This window comes from Clostridium sp. DMHC 10 (genome assembly GCF_001270375.1).
In the GTDB taxonomy this organism is placed as follows: Bacteria; Bacillota; Clostridia; order Clostridiales; family Clostridiaceae; genus Clostridium_S; species Clostridium_S guangxiense.
On record NZ_LGVB01000015.1, the window covers coordinates 1,773,524 to 1,792,901 of the forward strand.

Annotated in this window: 16 protein-coding genes, 2 pseudogenes and 1 riboswitch; of the genes and pseudogenes, 17 read left to right on the top strand and 1 reads right to left on the bottom strand. The window is 32.0% G+C overall.

Annotated elements, in window-relative coordinates:
- Positions 1–74 precede the first annotated feature (74 nt).
- Together AGR56_RS10625 and nifH (AGR56_RS10630) are read left to right on the top strand one after the other, a co-directional pair.
- Complete coding sequence (locus AGR56_RS10625) at positions 75–974, top strand: radical SAM protein (RefSeq protein ID WP_053242224.1); 900 nt, start codon at positions 75–77, stop codon at positions 972–974.
- A 45-nt stretch (positions 975–1,019) separates the two neighbouring features.
- A complete protein-coding gene (nifH, locus tag AGR56_RS10630; protein ID WP_053242225.1) occupies positions 1,020–1,886 on the top strand; it encodes a nitrogenase iron protein in 867 nt (288 codons plus the stop codon).
- A 56-nt stretch (positions 1,887–1,942) separates the two neighbouring features.
- On the opposite strand, the gene AGR56_RS10635 is transcribed toward nifH (AGR56_RS10630), so the two are convergent.
- Entirely contained in the window at positions 1,943–2,902 is a 960-nt protein-coding gene (locus tag AGR56_RS10635; protein ID WP_198150089.1) for a helix-turn-helix transcriptional regulator, read from the bottom strand.
- Between the two features lie 513 nt (positions 2,903–3,415).
- Between AGR56_RS10635 and nifH (AGR56_RS10640) the strand changes: the two genes are divergently transcribed.
- The 15 genes and pseudogenes from nifH (AGR56_RS10640) (at position 3,416) to gpr (ending at position 19,321) form a co-directional block, all read left to right on the top strand.
- Positions 3,416–4,255: a nitrogenase iron protein gene (nifH, locus tag AGR56_RS10640; RefSeq protein WP_278279693.1), complete on the top strand. Its 840-nt coding sequence runs from the start codon at positions 3,416–3,418 to the stop codon at positions 4,253–4,255.
- Between the two features lie 136 nt (positions 4,256–4,391).
- A complete protein-coding gene (locus tag AGR56_RS10645; protein ID WP_053242228.1) occupies positions 4,392–4,718 on the top strand; it encodes a P-II family nitrogen regulator in 327 nt (108 codons plus the stop codon).
- Positions 4,719–4,732: 14 nt separating this feature from the next.
- Complete coding sequence (locus tag AGR56_RS10650) at positions 4,733–5,119, top strand: P-II family nitrogen regulator (RefSeq protein ID WP_053242229.1); 387 nt, start codon at positions 4,733–4,735, stop codon at positions 5,117–5,119.
- A gap of 38 nt (positions 5,120–5,157) precedes the next feature.
- Positions 5,158–6,759 (top strand): nitrogenase molybdenum-iron protein alpha chain, encoded by a 1,602-nt coding sequence (gene nifD, locus AGR56_RS10655; RefSeq protein ID WP_053243318.1) that lies wholly within the window; start codon positions 5,158–5,160, stop codon positions 6,757–6,759.
- Positions 6,759–8,131, top strand: a pseudogene (gene nifK / locus AGR56_RS10660) (nitrogenase molybdenum-iron protein subunit beta). The gene nifD and the pseudogene nifK overlap by 1 nt, the downstream one beginning before the upstream one ends.
- An 83-nt stretch (positions 8,132–8,214) precedes the next feature.
- Complete coding sequence (nifE, locus tag AGR56_RS10665) at positions 8,215–9,549, top strand: nitrogenase iron-molybdenum cofactor biosynthesis protein NifE (protein ID WP_053242230.1); 1,335 nt, start codon at positions 8,215–8,217, stop codon at positions 9,547–9,549.
- A gap of 20 nt (positions 9,550–9,569) precedes the next feature.
- A complete protein-coding gene (nifB, locus tag AGR56_RS10670) occupies positions 9,570–12,233 on the top strand; it encodes a nitrogenase cofactor biosynthesis protein NifB (protein ID WP_053242231.1) in 2,664 nt (887 codons plus the stop codon).
- Positions 12,226–13,062 carry a molybdate ABC transporter substrate-binding protein gene (modA, locus tag AGR56_RS10675; protein ID WP_053242232.1) on the top strand — a complete coding sequence of 279 codons (837 nt, stop codon included), beginning with the start codon at positions 12,226–12,228 and terminating at the stop codon, positions 13,060–13,062. The genes nifB and modA overlap by 8 nt, the downstream gene beginning before the upstream one ends.
- 23 nt (positions 13,063–13,085) lie before the next feature.
- Entirely contained in the window at positions 13,086–13,943 is an 858-nt protein-coding gene (locus AGR56_RS10680; RefSeq protein WP_053242233.1) for an ABC transporter permease, read from the top strand.
- Positions 13,943–15,013, top strand: coding sequence for a hypothetical protein (locus AGR56_RS10685; RefSeq protein ID WP_053242234.1), 1,071 nt, complete (start codon positions 13,943–13,945; stop codon positions 15,011–15,013). Before AGR56_RS10680 ends, AGR56_RS10685 begins: the two co-directional genes overlap by 1 nt.
- A complete protein-coding gene (locus AGR56_RS10690; RefSeq protein ID WP_053242235.1) occupies positions 15,010–15,810 on the top strand; it encodes a homocitrate synthase in 801 nt (266 codons plus the stop codon). The genes AGR56_RS10685 and AGR56_RS10690 overlap by 4 nt, the downstream gene beginning before the upstream one ends.
- A 101-nt stretch (positions 15,811–15,911) precedes the next feature.
- Positions 15,912–16,017, top strand: a riboswitch (TPP riboswitch).
- Positions 16,018–16,082: 65 nt separating this feature from the next.
- A complete protein-coding gene (locus tag AGR56_RS10695) occupies positions 16,083–16,838 on the top strand; it encodes a TatD family hydrolase (RefSeq protein WP_053242236.1) in 756 nt (251 codons plus the stop codon).
- Positions 16,839–16,933: 95 nt separating this feature from the next.
- Positions 16,934–17,238: pseudogene (locus AGR56_RS10700) on the top strand (thiamine-binding protein).
- A complete protein-coding gene (locus AGR56_RS10705) occupies positions 17,205–17,948 on the top strand; it encodes an ABC transporter permease (protein WP_053242237.1) in 744 nt (247 codons plus the stop codon). Before AGR56_RS10700 ends, AGR56_RS10705 begins: the two are co-directional and overlap by 34 nt.
- Before the next feature lie 386 nt (positions 17,949–18,334).
- Positions 18,335–19,321 carry a GPR endopeptidase gene (gene gpr, locus AGR56_RS10710; RefSeq protein WP_053242238.1) on the top strand — a complete coding sequence of 329 codons (987 nt, stop codon included), beginning with the start codon at positions 18,335–18,337 and terminating at the stop codon, positions 19,319–19,321.
- Positions 19,322–19,378 lie beyond the last annotated feature (57 nt).

The following is a 19,378-nucleotide window of genomic DNA, read 5'->3' on the forward strand; positions in this document are numbered from 1 at the left end:
GGCTTTAGATAGAATATATTTATCTAAAGCCTTTTTTGTGCATAAGATTTAATTTGTGAAAGGATGGAGATATTATGCCAGGATTAAATGATATAAAAAATCATGACAAGTTTTCAAAATTATCTAATATACACCCCTGTATGGGTGGAAAAGCACATATGAAATTTGGAAGACTTCACTTGCCAGTAAGTCCAACTTGCAATATTCAGTGTAAATTTTGCAAAAGAGATTATAACAATAATGATGAGGATAGGCCAGGAGTTGCTAATGGAATATTAGACCCAAAGGATGCAGTTAAAACGGTAAAAAAAGCCCTTGAATTATGTCCAGATATAACTGTAGTTGGTATAGCTGGACCTGGAGATACCCTTGCTACAAGAAATGCAATTGAAACATTTAAGTTAGTACACGAAGCTTATCCAGAGCTTATAGAATGTCTTAGTACTAATGGACTTTTACTTGAAAAGTATGCAGATGAACTTTATGAGGCTGGAGTAAGCACCATAACAGTTACTGTAAATGCCGTAGATCCTAAAATTCAAAGTCAAATAATATCTTATATTGAGCTGGATGGAAAGAAATACTATGGAGAAGCAGCAGCAAGTATTTTAATAGCTGCTCAACTTAGAGGAATTAAAAAGATAAGTGATTTGGGTATAGTTGTAAAAGTTAATACAGTACTTGTTCCAGGAATTAATGACAAGCATATTGAAGAAACAGCTAAAACAGTTAAGGAGGCTGGAGCAACCTTATATAATATAATTCCCCTAATACCTCAGTATGAACTTAAGGAGGTTCCAGCACCTACTTGTCTTGAGCTAGATTCAGCAAGAGCAAAGGCAGAAAAATATCTTGAAGTATTTAGGCATTGTAAGCACTGTCGTGCAGATGCCTGTGGAATACCAGGTCAAAGAGATCTTTCAAAGGAGTTATATGGAACTCTAAGTGATATAGAAACTTTTTCACATGGTTAATGAAAAAACAGAGTAAAGAGTCTTAAATTTAAGGGAGGATACGAAATGTCAAAAGAAATTAAACAAATAGCTATTTATGGAAAAGGTGGAATTGGAAAATCAACGACAACTTCTAATATAAGTGCAGCATTGTCAGAGCAAGGATACAGGGTTATGCAATTTGGTTGTGATCCTAAGAGTGATTCTACAAATACTTTAAGAGATGGATCGTATATACCAACAGTTTTAGATACACTTCGTGAAAAAAATAAAGTTGATGCACATGATGTAATATTTCAAGGTTTTAATGGAATATACTGTGTAGAAGCAGGTGGACCTGCGCCAGGAGTTGGATGTGCTGGAAGGGGAATAATTACGGCTGTTCAATTATTTAAGCAGCAAAATATTTTTGAAGAGTTAGATTTAGACTATGTCATATATGATGTACTTGGGGATGTTGTATGTGGGGGCTTTGCAACACCTATACGTGAAGGAATAGCAAAACATGTATTTACAGTTTCATCTTCGGATTTTATGTCTGTATATGCATCAAATAATTTATTTAGAGGTATAAAAAAGTATTCAACTTCAGGTGGAGCTTTGCTTGGGGGAGTAATAGGAAATTCTATAAATACAGATTATCAAAAAGAGATTATAGATGATTTTGTAAAAAAGACTAATACTCAGGTTATGGAATATGTTCCACGTTCAGTTACAGTAACTCAAAGTGAACTTCGAGGCAAAACTACAATAGAGGCAGCTCCAAATTCTGAACAAGCGGATATATACAGAAGACTTGCAAATAAGATAGCAAAGCATACAGAATCTAAAACTCCATCGCCTCTAGGTGTAGAAGAGCTTAGAAACTGGGCTTCAAGCTGGGGAGATCAGCTTCTAAAAATAGAAAGTGAAAAAAGTGTTGTAAATAGATAAAGATTTTTATAATTTAAGTTTAAGGGGGAATAATAAAAAGTTCTCCCTTTTAGTAATTATAACTCTGCTATTATATCACCTAGATTTTCTAAATCGTAATTTCCAATTCCCTCAAGCTCTGATTTAAAGGAATCTGAGCGAAGTATATCTATGATTGCTTTAAATTCTGGTTTATCGATATCTTGTTTTTTAAGTACCAAATCATAACTTTCCTTTTGAAGGGGTATAAAATCAATATTCTTTACTTGAAGTCCAGTTTTTTCATTTCCTATAGCAAAATCTGCACCATGTCTAGATATGATACTTGCAGCTGCAAGGTGAGAAAGACATTCTCTATCATATCCATTTATTGAATTGGCATTGATATTAAGAAGTCTCAAATGTTCATCTAAAAGAATTCTAGTTCCGCAGCCCTTCTCACGATTAACCATAGTAATATCTTTTCTTTTTAAATCTTCCCAACTTTTAATTTCTTTTGGATTTCCAGCTGCAACATAAAAACCTTGCATTCTATAGGCTAAATGAATTATTACAGTAGGAATTCCAGGAAGAAGTCTTCTGACAAAGGGAATATTGTATTCTCCAGAATCTCCATCCCAAAGATGTGATGTTGCAACCTGTATTTTACCTAGATAAAGAGAAAGTAAACCATTATAACTTCCAACATAAGAGCGAAGAGCGCGAACACCTTGAGGGTGGACTTGAAGGTAACGGGATAATACATCGAGAAGAATGTCTTGTCCACAAATTATAAAATTGTTTTTGTGATATTCTTCGCTAAGGGGTAAAAGGTTGTTTGTAAATGACGAATAAATTTCGTCCTCTTGGTGTGGTATTTGTTTTTTATCTTGATATCTAGATTTATAGTTTTCTACATCCTTTAAATCTATTCTAATTTTCTTACCGACTCTATAGCAATTTAGTTCACCTCTTTTGATTAATTCATAAACAGTGTTTTTGGATATACGAAGAATTTTTGACACGTCCAAAGGAGTTAAAGTTCTATCTTCCATAATATTAGGACCTCCTTAAGCATATTTTTACAAAAATAAAATTATAGTACAATCTTATTATAAAATTGATAAAAATACAACTGCATTGATGCCATAATATTAAATTAGTGACCGCAAAGTTATCATACAAGAGTTTACATAATAATATTTTTTTTGCTTTTATAATAATTGTGCAAATTTGTGTATAAGACGTTAAAACATAATTTCACCTTAAGTAAAGCAATAAAAACATGTTGAATAAGTCCCAATATGATATAACATGACTAAAAGTGATGTGCAATTAAATTTTTGCAATTACATAACTTAACACAAGTGTTATAAATTGAACATTACATGATTTGTTACAAAACACTGGCTACTTATAATAAAATATTAAATAATAGCGTTAAACGTTAACAAATTAAAAATATATAATGTATATAATTGATGAATTATTAAAAGAATATTGACTTTAAATGCAATCTTGATATATTATATAAATAATTAAATTTACATTAATTAAATTTAATTACATTTATTTTAAAAGGAGGAAATAAAATGAGACAGGTAGCTATTTATGGGAAGGGTGGCATTGGTAAATCTACTACTACACAAAATCTTACTGCAGGTCTTGCAGAAATGGGTAAAAAAGTAATGGTAGTGGGTTGTGATCCAAAAGCGGATTCAACAAGATTACTTTTAGGAGGATTAGCACAAAAAACGGTTCTTGATACCTTAAGAGAAGAAGGAGAAGATGTAGATTTAAGCACAATAATGAAAACTGGATTTGGAAGTATTAAATGTGTTGAGTCAGGTGGACCAGAACCAGGAGTTGGATGTGCAGGTAGAGGTATTATTACATCTATAAATATGCTTGAACAACTAGGTGCTTACGATGATGATTTAGATTATGTTTTTTATGATGTTTTGGGTGATGTTGTATGCGGTGGTTTTGCAATGCCAATACGTGAAGGAAAAGCAAAAGAAATATATATAGTTGCAAGTGGTGAAATGATGGCAATGTATGCAGCTAATAATATATCAAAAGGCATAAGTAAATTTGCTAATTCAGGCGGAGTAAGACTTGGTGGTATTATATGTAACAGCAGAAAGGTTGAAAATGAAAAAGAGCTTTTGGAAGCTTTTGCAAAGGAACTTGGAACACAGCTTATTTATTTTGTACCACGTAGTCATGAAGTACAAAAAGCAGAAATAAACAAGCAAACAGTTATACAATTTAATCCTCAAGATGAACAAGCAGATGAGTATAGAACACTAGCTAAAGCTATAGATGGAAATGATATGTTTGTAATACCAAAGCCAATGAAGCAGGAAAAACTAGAAGCTATACTTATGGAACATGGATTATTGGAGTAATTATGAAAAGATATAAAAACAAAGTAAGCGCATCTCTTGGTTTTTAGAAGAATGAATAAGAGATACGCCGCAAAAGGATTAGAGTGTACCGACTCTAACCAATATAGTTTAACATAAAAGAGGAGGGTATTCAACAATGTTAATGGTAAAAGCTATTATTAGACCAGAAAAAGTAGCTTCTGTACTTTCAGAATTGTGTGATGCTGGATTTCCAGCAGTAACTAAATACGAAGTTGCAGGAAGAGGTAAACAAAGGGGAATAAAAGTTGGAGAAATCTATTATGATGAAATACCTAAAGAAATGCTCATGATGGTTATAAATGATGAAGATAAAGATGATGTTATAAAGATAATAGCTAAAAATGCTAAAACTGGTGAAAAAGGAGCATTTGGTGATGGAAAAATATTTGTAAGTCCCGTTATTGAAGCATATACAGTTAGCTCTGGCACAAAATCGCTGTAGTCAGGAGGAATAATATGAAAGAGGTTACTGCAATTATTAGAATGAACATGATTAATGCTACAAAAGATGCTCTTTTAAAGAGTAAATTTTCATCATTTACTTGTAGAAAAGTAGTAGGAAGAGGGAAAAAGAAAGTTAGGTTTTTAATGATAGACGATGAATCTATTGAGAATAAGGCAGTTGAAGATAAAAAGTTTGTAGAGGATATATCTGAAACACACAGACTTGTGCCTAAAAGAATGCTTACTATATTGGTTAAGGATGAGGATCTTCAGGAACTTGTTGAACTTATAATTGATGTCAACAGAACATCAAATCCAGGAGATGGAAAAATATTTGTTTCGGATGTAACTGATGTATATAGAATTAGGACAGGAGAAGTAGGAGAAGAAGCTCTATAAATAGTAAAAGAGGTGAATTTAATAGTATGGAAAATGGTATGAAAAAAAAAGTTGTGGACATTGCTCTTGAAAAATATCCAGCTAAAGCTTATAAAAGTAGAAAAACTCATATTGTAATAAAAACAAAGGAGAATCCAAGTCCACAGATTAATGCTAACGTAAGAACAGTTCCAGGAGTAATTACTTCAAGGGGATGCTGCTATGCAGGCTGTAAAGGAGTTGTTATGGGGCCAATAAAAGATATGGTACACATAACTCATGGACCTATTGGATGTGCGTTTTACACTTGGGGAGGAAGAAGATTTAAAGCCAAGGCTGAAGATGGTGGACAAAATTTCGTTGAATATGTTTTTTCAACCGATATGCAAGAAAGCGATATAGTTTTTGGAGGAGTCACTAAGCTGAGAAATGCAATAAAAGAAGCTGTTGAAATTTTTCATCCTAAGGCTATAGGAATTTATGCCACATGCCCTGTTGGTCTTATAGGTGATGATATAAATGCAGTAGCACAAGAAGCTAAAAAATTATATGGAATTAATGTTCTTGCCTTTAGTTGTGAAGGATATAGAGGAGTAACTCAATCTGCAGGACATCATATTGCCAATAATACAGTTATGAAAGAAATAATTGGAACAGGAAACTGGAAGCATAAGAAATATTCAATAAATATATTAGGAGAGTATAACATAGGTGGAGATGCCTGGGAAATGGAGAGATTCCTAAAAAAGATAGGATATACCATTGTAACAACATTAACAGGAGATGCAGGATATGAACAAATTCAAAATGCTCATATGGCAGATGTAAATTTAGTTCAATGCCATAGATCTATCAATTATATTGCAGAAATGATGGAAACTAAGTATGGTATACCATGGATTAAGTGTAATTTTATAGGCGTGCAAGGAACTATAGATACTTTAAGAGATTTAGCAAAGTTTTTTGATGATAAGGAAATTTATGATAGGACTGAAGAGGTTATAGCTGAAGAACTTTCAGAAATTGAAGGTGAAATGGAATACTATAAGCAAAAACTTCAAGGTAAGGTGGCTTGTTTGTTTGTAGGTGGATCTAGAGCACATACATATCAGGTGCTTTTAAATGATCTTGGAATTAAAACTATACTAGCCGGTTATGAATTTGCTCATCGTGATGACTATGAAGGAAGAGAAGTTATTCCAACAATAAAGGTAGATGCTGATAGCAAGAACATTCCAGAATTAATAATTCATCCTGATGAAGAAAAGTTTAGAGTAATAATACCAAAGGAAAAAGCGGATGAACTTAGAAGCAAAGGTGTTCCAATTGAGTATTATGGTGGCATGATGAAAGAAATGGATGAAAACACCATTGTAGTTGATGATATGAATCACCACGAGATGGATACTTTTATAAAAAAATTGAATCCAGATATGTTTTTAACAGGAGTAAAAGAAAAATATGTTATTGAAAAGATGGGAGTTTTATCAAGACAGCTTCATTCTTATGATTATACAGGACCATATGCAGGTTTTAAAGGAGCGGTAATATTTGCAAGGGAACTTGCAGCAGGCGTTTATACACCAGCGTGGAGATATGTTACTCCTCCGTGGAAAAAAGAAGCTTTAATAGAAGGAAAAGTAGTTGGAGGTGAAGAGTAATGTTAGATGCTACACCAAAAGAATTAGTGGATAGGAAATATCTAAGGATAAATCCGGCTAAAACATGTCAGCCAGTAGGGGCAATGTACGCAGCGTTAGGAATTCATAACTGCCTTCCACATAGCCATGGTTCACAAGGCTGCTGTTCTTATCATAGAACAGTGCTTTCAAGGCATTTTAAAGAACCAGCAATGGCAGCTTCAAGCTCTTTTACAGAAGGTGCCAGTGTCTTTGGCGGAGGTGCTAATGTAAAAACTGCAGTTAAAAATATATTTGCACTTTATAATCCCGATATTATAGCAATTCATACAACCTGTCTTTCAGAAACTATAGGAGATGATTTGCCAACTTATATAAGAGAAATGGATATACCAGAAGGTAAGATAGTTATCCATGCAAATACACCAAGTTATATAGGCTCTCATGTTACTGGTTTTTCAAACATGGTAAAAGGAATGGTTGATTATCTTTCGAAAAGCAGTGGAAACAAGAATAGCAAGGTCAATATAATACCTGGTTTTGTAAGTCCAGCAGATATGAAGGAAATGAAGAGAATATTTAATGTTATGGGTATTCCGTATATTATGTTTCCAGATACAAGTGGTGTATTTGATACTCCTAATACTGGAAAGTTTAATATGTTTCCAAAGGGAGGAGCCACAATTGAAGATATAACAGATGCAGGAAATTCAGATACTACTTTTGCTTTTGGAAGCTATGCATCGGAGCTTGGTGCTAAGACTTTAGAGAAAAAGTGTAAGGTGCCTTTTAAAACTCTTAAAACTCCTATTGGCATAGATGCAATGGATGAACTTTTAATGGTTTTAGCTAAATATACAGGACAAGAAGTACCAGAACAGCTTGAAATTGAAAGAGGACAATTAGTTGATTTAATGCTCGATAGTTATCAGTATTTTCATGGTAAAAAAAAAAAGTGGCGATAGTTGGTGATCCAGATATAGTTATTTCACTCACTCAATTTACATTAGCTTTGGGAATGATACCTAAGTATGTAATAACTGGAACTCCAGGACAAGAGTTTGAAAATGTAATTAAGAGGATGATTAAGGAATCAGAAGTTGAGGAGGAGTGCAAGGTTAAGGCTGAAAGTGATTTCTTTGAAATACATCAATGGATAAAAAATGAAGGTGTGGATTTGCTTATGTCTAATACCTATGGAAAATTCATAGCTAGAGCAGAAGATATTCCGTTTGTACGTTTTGGTTTTCCTATAATGGATAGATATGGACATCAGTACACTCCTATGGTTGGATATACTGGTGCTATAAAATTAGTAGAAGCAATGTGTAATGCTATGCTGGATAAAATTGAAAGAGAATGTAGTGAAGAGGATTTTGAAGTAGTTAGATAGAGTCTTTAAGGGTAGAGAGGATTTTTAATTGAAAAATATTGAAAGTACTCTCTGCCACTATTATATAGGAGGAGGTTATATTTATGGAGGTAGAGTCACAGGTTTTAGATGAAAGAAAGGAATTTGTTTGCTATAATTCTAAAAATAAGTCTTCAAGGCTTAGATGTGATGAAAATAGTATATCAGGTGCAGTAAGTCAAAGAGCTTGTGTTTATTGCGGTGCAAGGGTTGTGCTGAATCCTATAACAGATGCTTTTCATTTAATTCATGGACCAATTGGCTGTGCAAGTTATACTTGGGATTTAAGAGGAAGTTTATCAAGTGGTTCTGAGATATTTAGAAATAGCTATTCTACAGATTTAAGTGAAACAGATGTAATATTTGGTGGAGAGAAAAAGCTCACAGCAGCAATAGATGAAATTGTGGAGAAATTTAATCCGAAAGTAATTTTTGTTTATGCAACCTGCATTGTTGGAGTTATTGGAGATGATATAGATGCAGTATGTAAAAAAGCTGAAGAGAAATACTCTTTAAGAATTATACCAGTAAAATCACCTGGTTTTTCTGGAAATAAAGCAAGTGGATATAGAGCAGCTTGCAATGCAATTTTAAAGCTTATAGGCAATAAAAAAAGTAAAAATAAGATTAATGGTATTAATTATCTTGGGGATTTCAACTTAGCAGGGGAAATTTGGGTGGTCCAAAGCTATTTAAAGAGAATAGGTATTGAAGTTGTAGCTAAAATTACTGGTGATAGCAAATATGATGAGATTATAAAAGCACCGGAGGCCAAATTAAATATAGTTCAATGTGCTGGTTCTATGGAATACTTGGGAAAAAAGATGGAGGAAATTTACGACATACCATACATTAGAGTTAGTTTTCTTGGAATAGCTGATACTGAAAATTCCCTTCTTCAAATTGCAAGCATTTTGGGAGATGAAGATACAATAAAAAAAGCAGAAAAACTTATTGAAGATGAGAAGTCAAAAATACAAAAGACAATTCAATATTATAGGAAAAGGCTTATTGGAAAAAAAGCGGCCATATATGTTGGAGGCGGCTATAAGGCAATATCTTTAATAAAACAATTTAATGAACTTGGCATTGAAACTGTAATGGTTGGAACTCAAACAGGAAAACCAAGAGATTATGAAATTATTAAGAACATTACTAAGGAAGGAACTGTAATATTAGATGATGCTAATCCTTATGAATTAGAAAAGTTTATGCTTGAAAAAGGCGCAGATATACTTGTGGGTGGTGTTAAGGAAAGACCTCTTGCATATAAGCTTGGAGTTGCATTTTGTGACCATAATCATGAAAGAAAGCATATTTTATCTGGGTTTGAAGGAGCAGTTAATTTTGCAGAAGAAATAGATTTGACGGTAAATAGCCCTGTCTGGAAATATGTATAAATGTAAGGGAGATGATTGAAATGGCAAATAAAAATATGATTAATGTAGATGTAAATCCATGCAAAATGTGTATGCCAATGGGTGGAGTTATGGCGTTTAAAGGAATTGAAAATAATATGATAATATTACATGGCTCACAAGGATGTAGTACATATATTAGAAGGCATATGGCAACACATTACAATGAACCTGTTGATATAGCATCTTCGGCCCTTACTGAAAATGGCACTGTATATGGTGGAGCTGAAAATTTAAAAAAAGGTTTAAAAAATATGATAAAGATGTATACTCCTTCTACTATAGGTGTTATGACAACTTGTCTTGCAGAAACTATAGGGGAAGATGTAAACAGAATAATATCTGAATTCTGTGAAGAGGAAAAGGAGATTGCAAAGGATATAAAAATTATATCAGTTCCTACTCCAGGTTATGGTGGTACACAATTTGAGGGATATTATCTGGCTTTAAGAAAAATAGTTGAAAAACTTTGTACTAAAAAATGTGTAAACTCTAGAAGCATCAATATTATTTGTGCTAATTTGAATCCAGGAGATGTGAGAAATATAAAGGAAATATTAAATGGATTTGGAATGCAGTACACTATTTTACCTGATGTTTCAAATACATTAGATTCTCCCCATAATGATAAATATTTAAGGATACCAAAAGGGGGGACAGAAGTAGAGGATATAAAGAAAATGTCTGGTGCAATAGCAACTATTGAAATGGGGATGACAATAGATGAAGAAAAATCTCCAGGGGCTTATTTAAGAGATAGATTTGGAGTTCCATTATATAAATGTGGTATTCCTATAGGTATTAGAAATACGGAGGAATTTATTAAGTTAATATCTGAAGTGGGTGGTATATCAATTCCGAAAGAATTTATAATTCAGAGGGGAAGATATTTAGATGGTATGATAGATAATCATAAATATACTGGAAAAGCAAGAGTGATAATATATGGTGAGCCAGAACTTACGCTAGCAGCTGCCAGAACTTGCCTTGAAAATGGTGTACTTATAAAGCTTGTTGCGTTGGGAGCAAAAAATAGCATAGTAAAATCTGAACTTATGAATGAAATGAAAAATCAAAAAGAAGATGGAATAGTTTTAGACGATACAGATTTTGGCACTATAGAGGAATATGCAAAAAAGTTTAATGTGAATTTACTTATTGGAAACTCAGATGGCAGAAGAATGGCAAAAAGGCTTGGAATAAAAATAATAAGAATAGGATTTCCAGTTCATGATAGGGTAGGAGCTCAAAGAAAAATTATAACAGGATATAATGGTTCAGCTTTATTTATAGATAATATAGCAAATGCGATGTTAGAAATAACAGAAGATACTTTTAGAAAGAAAGCCTTTGATAATTATTATGTTCCTGCACTAAATATAGAAAAGGATAAAAGCTTACAAGACAAAACGTGCACTCATCCATGCTTTAGTGATGATGCACATAAGTTTGCAAGAATGCATATACCAGTTGCACCTAAATGCAATATAAGTTGTAACTACTGCAGCAGAAGGTATGACTGCGTAAATGAGAGCAGACCAGGTGTTACTAGTGAGGTGTTATCACCACTTGAGGCTCTAGAAAAGTTTAAGTTAGTAAAATCAAAAATGAAGAATTTAACAGTATTAGGTATAGCAGGTCCAGGAGATGCTCTTGCAAATTTTGAAGAAACCAAAAAAACCTTAGAGTTAATCAAGAAAGAAAGCCCAGAAATGACGTTCTGTCTATCTACTAATGGACTTATGCTTCCTTTTTATGCTGATGAATTAATAAGTTTAGGAGTTTCTCATGTCACAGTTACTATAAATGCAGTTGACAAAAAGATTGGAGCTAAAATATATAGAAAAGTAAATTATTTGGGAAATAAATATGTAGGTGAAGAGGGCGCAGAAATACTCCTTAATAACCAAATAACAGGACTTAAATATTTGTGCTCTAAGGGCATAATTTGTAAAGTTAATATTGTCATGCTCAAGGGAATAAATGATAAACATATTAATGAGGTAGTAAAAAAGGTTAAAGCTTGCGGGGCTTACATGACTAATATAATGCAGATGATTCCTGTAAAGGGAAGTGTATTTGAGAAGCTTCCATTGGTTACAAAAATGGAGATAGATCAAAAGAGAAAAGAATGTGAAGTTGATATAAAACAAATGTATCATTGTAAACAATGTAGGGCAGATGCTATTGGAACTTTAGCTCAAGATTGTTCAATAGATTTTAGAGGCATTACCTGCATAGGAGAATGTCAAAGCACCTGCATGAAAGTTAAGGAAAAAGAAATTGAAACAAGCAGTAGAGTGTATAAATTTGCTATATCTTCAAGGTCAGGAACTAATGTAGATCAACATTTTGGTCATGCTACTGAATTTTATATTTACACATATAACAATGGCAAGATTAGATTTCTAGAGAAAAGGAATGTTGAGAAATACTGTACAGGTATATTAAATTGCTATGATCATGAAGATAAAATTTCAAAGACCATTAAAGCAGTTGAGGACTGTGATGCTGTTTTAGCGCTTAGGGTGGGATTAGAACCAAGAAAAAAGTTAGAAAAAGCAGGAATAAGAATTATAGAAATGTATGAACCCATAAATAATGGTGTGAAATTAGCTGTGGAAAAAATTAAATTAGAAAGTAAAGAGGGTGTAATAAATGATTAAGAGTTTATTTAGAAAAAAAAGAGGACTGTGTTTTATTTCTAGTTTGCTTATTATAGTGTTCTTTACAAGTGCATGTTCTAGTGCAAGTTCTAAAGAACTCAATAAGACTAAAAAGAGTCCCAAAGAAAAGATAACTGTTCTTGCAGCGGCAAGTCTTACAGAAGCCTTCACAGAATTAGGAAATGATCTTGAGAAGGAAAAAAATATCAAATCATCTTTTAATTTTGCGGGTAGTCAGCAGTTAGTAACTTTAATTGAACAGGGCGCACCTGCCGATGTATTTGCATCTGCAGATACTAAAAATATGGATAAGGTAGTAAGTGATAAAAAGGTGGAAGATAGCATCATATTCACAAAAAATCAATTAGTAATTGGTAAGTACAAGAACAGTAAAATAGAAGTTAGCTCATTAAAAGACTTGGCGAAGGATGGAGTAAAAATTGTAGTTGGAGATAAATCGGTACCTTGTGGTGCATACTTTTATAAAGCACTTAGCAAGGCTGTTAGTGGCAAGGTTATAGATGAAAATACCTACAATAAAATATTAAAAAATATTAAAAGCAGCGAATTAAATGTTAAAGATATTGTAAGTAAGATTTCCATGGGAGAGGCTGATGTAGGAATAGTATATAAAACTGATATAAATACAAAAAATCAGGATAAAATTCAGGTTATAACAGATGGGGAATTTTCTAAACTAAAAGTAGAATATCCTGTAGCAGTCATAAGTTCGTCTAAACATAAAAAAGCAGCTAAAAGTTTTATTAATTATCTTACTTCTAGTAAAGGAAAAAGGTTATTAGAGAAATATGGATTCACGGTAAAATAAGTTTAATTGGTAGGAGGTTTAGTATGGTTGAAGATGGTGTAAAGTTAAGAAGAAAGTATACAGGTGTATTTGTAAAAGGGATTAGGAATAATTTTGTTATGGAGAAAATATTATCTCCTACCATGGTTTGCATGGCCGTGATTTATATTTTTTTGCTTGTACTTCCGATTTTATCGTTGATGAAATATGCAGGTGTATACAATATATTACAAAATGTACGTAATGCAGAGAATATTAATTGTATACTTTTAAGCTTGGTAACCTCTCTAGTTTCTCTTGTAATAACCTTTCTTTTTGGCACTGCCACAGCTTTTTATATTGCTAATATATCTAATAATAAAATGGCAAAGTTACTTGATATCATAGTTGAAATGCCAATTGTACTGCCGCCAGCAGTTGCTGGAATTGCACTGCTGTTAGCTTTGGGGAGTAATGGTTTTATAGGAAGATTTTTATCACAATATAATATAGATATAGTGTTTACTCCTATAGCGGTAGTAATTGCACAAGTTTTCGTATCATCTGCATTTTACGTTAGAGTTTTGAGAGATTCCATAAGAAGTGTGCCTGATGAGATTTTTGAAGCAACTTATGTTTTTGGTGCAGGTAAAGTTGAGACAAACATAAGAGTCATAATCCCAATGCTTAAAAACTCTATAATATCTGGACTTATATTAGCTTGGGTTAGATCAATGGGGGAATTTGGAGCGACCCTTATGTTTGCAGGTAACATATTAAATAAAACAAGGACTATTCCACTTGAGATATATACACTTATGCAGAGTGATATAAAGACAGCTACTGCCTTTGCAGCAATATTGTATATATTGTCATTTTCTATGCTTGTTATAGTAAGAATGAATCAAAAGGAGGATAAATAGTGGCGATTATAGTTAATGGTAAGAAAAAAATGATAATAGATAGATCTATACCTGAAATAGTAAGAAAATTAAGTAAATTTGAAAGAGAAGATATTTTTAAATTTATGCAATTGCTTACTGCATTTGGAGTTGACATTATTGAAATTGATATGAAATCAATTAGTAAAATAAATATACTACCTAAAAATATTAGCTATGCATATAGAGTAGAACATGAGAAGGATGTTACACTTATTAAAGATTATAATTTTAGGTATCTTATCATAAAGTGTGATTTAGCTAAAAATATGAAAAATGATTTAATAGCGAATATAAATAATTCAAAAATTATATTAGAGATAAACATTGAAAAAATTAATGATAATTTTTTGAACGAAAATTATGAGGTTTTAAATAATTTTAATATAGTATGTATTAGAATTAATAATGTTAAAAAATGTAATTTTAATAGTTGGAGTAAGTTTATAAAAAAGATAAAAAATGAATTTTCTGTATTGATAGATTTTTGTCCTCAAAATGGATATTTTGCTGCAACAGCAATAGCTATAGAAAGTTGTTTAGATGGGGCGGATTTTATCACAACTGCATTTTACGGAGAAAAATATGGATTTGCAGCCTTAGAAGAAGTTATGCTTGCACTTAAAGTAATAAGAAATGGAGAGGTCATTGGTAATTCAAAATTATTATGCGAAATTAAAATGGTATATGAAAAGCTTATAAATCAAGAGGTTTTTCCAATGAAACCTGTGCTTGGAGCTGATATCTTTAAATATGAATCTGGTATCCATGTTGATGGAATAGAGAAAAATGCAAAAACTTATGAGCCATATAATCCCTGTGAAATAGGTTCAAAAAGGCAAATGTTTATTGGAAAGCATTCTGGAAAGAAAGCAGTTATTACCAGGTTAAAGCAATTAAACGTTAAATTAATAGATATTGATGTTGATGACCTTTTAAAAAAAATACGAAGTAAAAGTATTAAATTAAGAAGAAATATTTTCGATGATGAGTTAATTAAATTGTATAAAAGCTCCACTGGTAACCATATAGAATGGAGGGAAAAAATATGAGCATTAAAGTTGTCGACACAACGCTAAGAGATGGTGAACAAAAGGCTGGCATAGCACTGGGGATAAATGAAAAGGTAGAGATTGCCAAAATTCTTGATGATATGGGTATATTTCAAATTGAAGCTGGTATAGCGGCTATGGGTGGAGATGAAAAAGAAAGCATAAAAAAAATAGTGAAATTGGGGCTTAAGAGTAAAATATCTTCCTGGAATAGAATGAACATTAAAGATATTAATGAATCTATGGATTGCGCTGTAGATATAATTCATATATCGGTTCCAGTATCTAACATTCAAATTGAGGAGAAGTTGAGAAAAGATAAAAATTGGGTGCTTGAAAATATTAAAGAATGTGTTCAATATGCAGTAGGCAAAGGTTATGAGGTGACAGTGGGATTGGAGGATGCCTCAAGAGCAGATATAAATTTCCTCATAGAAGTTTGCAAACTGCTTTACAATAGTAGTATTAAAAGGATTAGATATGCTGATACTGTTGGTATTTTGTATCCAAGAAGAGTATTCCATCAGATAAATAAGATAAGAGAAGCTGTACCAATAGAAATAGAAATTCATGCTCATAACGATTTTGGCATGGCAATAATAAATTCACTAGGAGCTTTAAAAGCTGGGGCTAAATATGTTGATTGTACTATTACTGGAATAGGGGAAAGGGCTGGTAATTGTGATTTTTTGGAGTTCGCAAAAACTGCTTATGAGCTGCTAGGTGAAAAAATATATTTAAATAAGTTTAGTGAGCTTAAGAAAAAAGAAAGTATCATAAAAGAAATAATTGGATAGATAAGTCTGCTTAAAACATGGCTATAATTTAAAGGTTACATTCTTTATTTACAAATTGTAAAATTAATGTTAACATATAGTTGATATTAATTTTATATTGTTTTTAGTGCTGGGGGTGTCCTTTGTGGCTGAGAGAAGTTTTTAAAGCTTTAACCCTTTGAACCTGATGCGGATAACACCGACGAAGGAAAGCTTGTTTCACATGTAGAATGCATGAGCGCTATTTTTAGGTAGCGCTCTTTATTTTTGTGAAAAATTAAAAGGAGTGAAATATGTTCGTTGATGCACATAATCATTTGAATTTTTTTAAGGATAAGGCAAAATTAAAAAAGGCTCTTGATATTATAACAGAAGATAACATAGTTACACTTGGCTGTTCTATGGATATTCAAAGCTATAAGTTTACTAAAAAGCTTAGTAAGGATAATAAAAATATAATACCTTGTTTTGGAATTCATCCTTGGGAAGCTCATAATAATTACAAAAATTTAGATTTGTTTGATGAATATATAAAAGAATGTAAAATTATTGGAGAAATAGGGCTGGACTATTTTTGGGTTAAGGAAAAAGAAAAGTATCCGCATATGAGAAATGTTTTTGAATACTTTTTAAAAAAGGCTAAAAGCTATAATAAAATTACAAATATACATACTAAAGGTGCAGAAGAGGAAATTCTTAATTACATAAAAAAGTATGAACTTAAAACGCCTATAATCCATTGGTATAGTGGAAATTTAGAAACTTTAAAAAAATTAATAGATTATGGCTGCTATTTTACTATAAGCGTTGATATAGGTTATTCAAAACTTACAGAGGAAATAGTTAAGCTTCTTCCAATGGATAGAATTTTAACAGAAACCGATGGACCAACTTCTTTAGAATGGGTAAATGGGGAGTACGGCTATCCAGATGAAGTGAAAAATATAGTAAACAAAATTTCAATACATAAAAAATCTAATTATGATGAAATTGAAAATAAAATTTTTAAAAATTTGAAAACCATATTGGAAAATCAGTTCAACTATTAATTTATATATGCACCAAAGCTCTTTGAATATTAGAATTTTGGAACATATATAAATTAAGTTTCACATTGATTCTCCTAGAAAGAGGGAATAATAATATGAAAACAGTTAATGTTAGTTTACAAGTACTTCCAACAGTACCAGAGGAGAGAATATATCCAGTAGTTGATAAGGTTATAGAATACATAAAATCAACTGGAGTTAAGCACATAGTTGGACCAATGGAAACTACTATGGAAGGCGACTTAGATACACTTATGGAAATTGTAAAGAAGGCACAAACAATATGTGTTGAAGAAGGAGCTCAAGAGTTGCATCTGTTGTTAAAATAGATTACAAACCTGAGGGGATAACAATGGAGGAAAAAAGTTGGCAAATATCAAAAATAAATTGTATCCTATAATTACTTTAGTAGCCGTTGTGCTGCTTTGGCAAGTTATTGTAGATGTTAAAAATGTTCCGGCATATATAGTTCCTTCACCTACAGGAATAGTTAAAACACTTATAAGTGATTTTAAAGTTATAATGGATAATACAAAGGTAACAATATATGAATCAATTGTAGGTTTTGTTATATCAATAGCTTTATCTTTTGTACTAGCAGTACTTATGGATAGTTTTAAAATTGTTAGAAAATCGCTGTATCCAATTTTAGTGATTTCTCAAACAATACCAACCATAGCAATTGCACCACTATTTATAATATGGTTCGGTTTTGGTCCAATGCCTAAAATTATAGTTGTAATAATAACTTGCTTTTTCCCAATAGTAATAAGTCTTATAGATGGATTTGAAAAAGTTGATAGAGATTACATTAACTTATTTAGAACAATGAAGGCATCAAGGCTTCAGACCTTTTATCATTTAAAGCTTCCATATGCCATGGTTAATTTATTTTCTGGACTTAAAATAGCTGCAACCTATATGGTAATGGCATCTGTTATAGGAGAGTGGCTTGGAGGAGACAGCGGTATAGGTGTGTACATGGTTAGAGCAAAAAGTGCCTATGCTCTAGATAAAGTTTTTGCAGCAATTATAGTTATAGTTTTAATAAGCATAATAATAATATACATTATAGATTTTATAAGCAAAAGATTAATACATTGGAAATAAAGATAAACCACCTTGAAACTTTAAAATTGCAATCTCCAAATTTATCCTGATAAACTGGAATTTGTCGAGCTGAGTGAAGGGTTTTTAATTCGCCCTGCTCATTAAAAAACTAACTTTTTTCACTTATGTGAAAAGTGAAGGGTTTGACATAGCTTTGCTTGTCAAAGGTGAAGGTTTTTTGCCACGGCAAAAGGTTAAGGAATATTTTTTAATCATCATTAACTTTTTTACTGAAGGTAAAAAAGTTCACCTTTTAGCGAGCAGAGCAAGTTAAAACCCTTCACCCTTAGCTTTTTTCGCCTTCTTTTTGGGCGAAAAAAATTAGTTATTACTTCGCAATATTTATAAATTGTGAAAGTTAATCAAATTAAGGAGGATTTAATTAAATGTTTAATATTAGAACCGATCTTGCTATTGAAGCTACAGAAATATATTCTAAAGAAGCCAAAAAAAATGCTATAGATGGAGTTATAGTGCAAAATAGTACAGAAGATGATGTGAAGGTTACAAGGGTTGAAATAAAAAATGATGAAGGTGAGAGAACTTTAAATAAACCTAAAGGTACATATATTACCTTGGATATACCTAAGCTCTCAAATTATGAACAGGAAGATATCGATAGGGTTGGAAAGATATTAGGAAAAGAAATATTAGAAATAATAAAAGATACAAATTTTCGTGATGATATGACAGCTTTAGTTGTAGGACTTGGAAATTGGAATATTACGCCTGATGCGCTTGGACCTAAGGTTATTTCTAAAATTATGATTACAAGACACCTAAAGGAGTATATACCTGACAGCATAGATGAAGGTATAAGACCAGTGTGTGGTATTGCACCAGGAGTTTTAGGTATAACTGGTATGGAAACGGGTGAGATAATAAGAGGTATAGTTGATAGGATAAAACCAAACCTCGTAATATGCATAGATTCTTTAGCATCAAGAAAGATGGAAAGAGTAAATTCAACAATTCAAATAGGAAATACTGGAATTTCACCTGGCTCTGGGATAGGAAACAAAAGAATGGAAATAAGTAAAAAAACTCTAGGAATACCAGTTTTGGCTATAGGAGTTCCTACGGTGGTAGATGCTGCTACTATGGCTAATGATACCATAGATCTTGTTATAGAAGAAATGACGGGTGCTGCTACAAAAGGCAGTGGATTTTATAATATGCTAAAGGAAATTGACAAGGCAGAAAAAGAAAAGATGATACATGAAATACTTGATCCATATATAGGTAATTTAATGGTTACTCCCAAAGAAGTGGATATGGTAGTGGATGTTTTGTCTAAAGTAATATCTACAGGAATAAATATTGCACTTCAGCCAGCACTAGAGCTTAAGGAGATAAATAGGTACATAAGCTGAAGATTTATATACAGTGAAATTTTTATTGTAATAAAATCACATTTCGAAAGTATATTT

Excerpts from the sequence above, each read along its gene's own strand:
- gpr (WP_053242238.1), top strand. The coding sequence starts at position 18,335 with ATGTTTAATATTAGAACCGATCTTGCTATTGAAGCTACAGAAATATAT.
- AGR56_RS10695 (WP_053242236.1), top strand. The coding sequence starts at position 16,083 with ATGTTCGTTGATGCACATAATCATTTGAATTTTTTTAAGGATAAGGCA.
- modA (WP_053242232.1), top strand. The coding sequence starts at position 12,226 with ATGATTAAGAGTTTATTTAGAAAAAAAAGAGGACTGTGTTTTATTTCT.
- AGR56_RS10680 (WP_053242233.1), top strand. The coding sequence starts at position 13,086 with ATGGTTGAAGATGGTGTAAAGTTAAGAAGAAAGTATACAGGTGTATTT.
- nifD (WP_053243318.1), top strand. The coding sequence starts at position 5,158 with ATGAAAAAAAAAGTTGTGGACATTGCTCTTGAAAAATATCCAGCTAAA.
- nifH (WP_053242225.1), top strand. The coding sequence starts at position 1,020 with ATGTCAAAAGAAATTAAACAAATAGCTATTTATGGAAAAGGTGGAATT.
- nifB (WP_053242231.1), top strand. The coding sequence starts at position 9,570 with ATGGCAAATAAAAATATGATTAATGTAGATGTAAATCCATGCAAAATG.
- AGR56_RS10625 (WP_053242224.1), top strand. The coding sequence starts at position 75 with ATGCCAGGATTAAATGATATAAAAAATCATGACAAGTTTTCAAAATTA.
- AGR56_RS10650 (WP_053242229.1), top strand. The coding sequence starts at position 4,733 with ATGAAAGAGGTTACTGCAATTATTAGAATGAACATGATTAATGCTACA.
- AGR56_RS10645 (WP_053242228.1), top strand. The coding sequence starts at position 4,392 with ATGTTAATGGTAAAAGCTATTATTAGACCAGAAAAAGTAGCTTCTGTA.
- AGR56_RS10690 (WP_053242235.1), top strand. The coding sequence starts at position 15,010 with ATGAGCATTAAAGTTGTCGACACAACGCTAAGAGATGGTGAACAAAAG.
- nifE (WP_053242230.1), top strand. The coding sequence starts at position 8,215 with ATGGAGGTAGAGTCACAGGTTTTAGATGAAAGAAAGGAATTTGTTTGC.